The sequence below is a fragment of the Daejeonella sp. genome (assembly GCF_044232565.1).
Taxonomy (GTDB): Bacteria; Bacteroidota; Bacteroidia; order Sphingobacteriales; family Sphingobacteriaceae; genus Daejeonella.
Genome location: NZ_JBIILQ010000292.1, coordinates 1 through 3,004, shown reverse-complemented (window position 1 = coordinate 3,004; position 3,004 = coordinate 1). Strand labels below are relative to the sequence as shown.

Sequence of the window (3,004 nt, the reverse complement as noted above, 5' to 3'; positions counted from 1 at the left end):
AGGTTATGATGATTTTGCACGTAACTTACGCTGGACATTAATTGAAAATAAAATCATCAAGGATAATAAATTGGAGATCAAATATGAGGAGGTTTTTGCAGCAGCTAAAAACCGCTTAGATTCACAATTTAGAATGTATAGTCCGCAGCCACTCTCTGAAGAACAACTCGGACAATATACGGCGCAGTTTTTGCAGAATAAAGAAAATGCGAACCGTATCTTTGAAGAAGTAAAAGGGCAGCATGTATTTGAATATTTAAAAGGTGTTGTTACCTTAGATAAGAAAGATATTCAGTACAATAAATTCTTGGAATTGAAATAAGAGATAATTGTTTTAGGTCTTATTCATTCCATTAATTTTGATTATTCTTTGCAGTAATAAAATAAGTGTTAACCTATTAATTAGAACATCTCAAAATGAACATTGATAAGAACGAATTCAGAAAATATGCGATTAAGCATCATCGCATTGGAAGTCAGCATGTAGATAGTTTTATTGGCAGGGTTCAAAATGCGTCTATTCCTACTTCAATGACTCCTTACATCATCGAAGAGCGCCAGTTAAATGTAGCGCAGATGGATGTTTTCTCTCGATTGATGATGGATAGAATCATCTTCTTAGGAGATGCAGTTCATGAAGGTATTGCAAATATCATTCAGGCTCAGTTATTATTTCTTCAATCTACTGATGCAAAGAGGGATATTCAAATCTATATTAATTCTCCAGGTGGTTCTGTTTACGCAGGTTTAGGTATTTACGATACCATGCAATACATTACTCCAGATGTAGCAACAATTTGTACAGGTATGGCCGCTTCAATGGCTGCTGTATTGCTTTGTGCTGGTACTAAAGGAAAAAGAGCGGCTTTGCCTCATTCAAGAGTGATGATTCACCAGCCTTCTGGTGGTGCTCAGGGTGTAGCTTCCGACATGGAAATCAACCTTCGTGAGATGCTTAAGCTTAAAAAAGAACTTTACGATATTATTGCCAAGCATTCAGGACAAACCTATGAGTGGGTGGAGCGTGCTTCTGATCGCGATTATTGGATGATAGCTGGTGAAGCTAAGGATCATGGAATGATTGATGAGGTTTTAGTTGGAACTCGAGATAAATAAAAATGAGTAAGGGAAATAAAGATGTTAAATGTTCATTCTGCGGTTCTGTAAAGCAGGATACACTCATGCTGATTGCTGGCTTGGATGCGCACATTTGCGATAAATGTGTTACCCAAGCTAACCAAATCCTTGCTGAAGAACTGAATGTCCGTAAAACTAAGTCTACTCAAACTGTAGAAACTCTCTTAAAGCCTATCGAAATAAAAACGCATCTTGATCAGTATGTTATTGGGCAAGATCATGCGAAGAAAATACTTTCGGTAGCTGTTTACAACCATTACAAGCGTCTTAATCAAAAAGTTGGCAAAGATGAGGTTGAGATAGAGAAGTCGAACATTATTATGCTTGGCGAGACAGGAACGGGCAAAACTCTACTTGCCAAGACCATCGCTAAAGTATTGAACGTTCCATTTTGTATTTGTGATGCTACCGTTTTAACTGAAGCCGGTTACGTAGGGGAGGATGTAGAGAGTATTTTAACTCGCTTACTCCAGGCAGCTGATTATGATGTAAACTCTGCAGAACGTGGTATCGTTTACATCGATGAGGTGGACAAAATCGCACGTAAAAGCGATAATCCTTCCATTACTCGTGATGTTTCGGGTGAAGGTGTGCAGCAAGCCTTATTGAAGATTTTAGAAGGTACCATCGTAAATGTTCCACCGCAGGGTGGGCGCAAGCATCCTGATCAGAAAATGATTCCGGTTAACACCGATAATATTCTATTTATTTGTGGTGGTGCTTTTGATGGGATTGAAAAGAAAATCGCCAATAGACTACGTACTCAAACAGTTGGTTACAAAGTAGAGAAGGACGATTTTGAAATTGACCTTAAAAATCTTTATAAATACATCACACCACAGGATCTAAAATCGTTCGGTTTAATTCCTGAATTGATTGGTAGGCTTCCTGTAATTACTCACCTCAATCCACTGGATAGAGACACTTTATTGAACATCTTAACAGAACCAAAAAATTCATTGATTAAGCAGTATAAAAAGCTGTTTGAATATGAAAATGTAAATCTTGAATTTGAAAAAGATGTGATGGAATTTATTGTGGATAAGGCAATGGAGTTTAAGCTTGGGGCTCGCGGACTAAGGTCTATTTGTGAATCCATCATGATTGATGCGATGTATGAAACACCATCCGGGAAAACGTCCAAAGATTTATTAATCACCTTGGAATATGCCAAGGATAAATTTGAACATTCAGACCTTAAAAAATTAAAAGTTGCATAAAAAAGCCCCGATTCAATCGGGGTTTTTTGTATATTAAAAAATAAAATATGAGAAAAAAAGTAGAAAATATAGTTGAAGCCCCAGTGGTGTCAAAAAAGCCGAATGATGTAGAAACTCCTGTAAAGTCGGGTTTAAAAAATAAGACTGATATTGTTAATAATTGGCTGCCTCGTTATACCGGCCGCCCATTAATAGAATTTAGCAGATTCATTCTATTAACCAATTTTTCTAAATATCTTCATCTCTTTTCGGAATGGAATGATAATGCTCCAATCATAGGATTAGATAAACCGATGCAAAGTGTTTCGGCAAATGGAATTACCCTAATCAACTTCGGTATGGGTAGTCCGATGGCTGCAACCATGATGGATCTGCTGACAGCCATACAACCTCAAGCAGTTCTGTTTTTGGGTAAGTGTGGCGGACTAAAAAAGAAGAATAAAATTGGGGATTTGATACTTCCAATTGCAGCAATTCGTGGCGAGGGAACTTCCAATGATTATCTCCCTGCAGAAGTCCCGGCACTACCAGCCTTCGCTTTACAAAAAGCTATTTCAACAACCATTCGTGATCATTCACGTGATTACTGGACTGGTACCGTATACACCACTAACCGTAGAGTTTGGGAGCATGATAAGAGTTTTAAA

Annotated in this window: 3 protein-coding genes and 1 pseudogene; all 4 read left to right on the top strand. The window is 37.7% G+C overall.

What is annotated here, in order from left to right; all coding sequences use genetic code 11:
* A pseudogene (locus ACILQF_RS12250) lies at positions 1-322 on the top strand (trigger factor); the annotation flags it as partial.
* A gap of 95 nt (positions 323-417) precedes the next feature.
* Complete coding sequence (locus ACILQF_RS12245) at positions 418-1,116, top strand: ATP-dependent Clp protease proteolytic subunit (protein WP_395627688.1); 699 nt, start codon at positions 418-420, stop codon at positions 1,114-1,116.
* Positions 1,117-1,118: 2 nt separating this feature from the next.
* On the top strand, positions 1,119-2,357 hold the full coding sequence (gene clpX / locus ACILQF_RS12240; protein ID WP_395627687.1) for an ATP-dependent Clp protease ATP-binding subunit ClpX: 1,239 nt from the start codon (positions 1,119-1,121) through the stop codon (positions 2,355-2,357).
* A 47-nt stretch (positions 2,358-2,404) separates the two neighbouring features.
* The coding region (locus ACILQF_RS12235; protein ID WP_395627686.1) for an AMP nucleosidase at positions 2,405-3,004 on the top strand (600 nt) is incomplete at its 3' end.

Excerpts from the sequence above, each read along its gene's own strand:
- clpX (WP_395627687.1), top strand. The coding sequence starts at position 1,119 with ATGAGTAAGGGAAATAAAGATGTTAAATGTTCATTCTGCGGTTCTGTA.
- ACILQF_RS12245 (WP_395627688.1), top strand. The coding sequence starts at position 418 with ATGAACATTGATAAGAACGAATTCAGAAAATATGCGATTAAGCATCAT.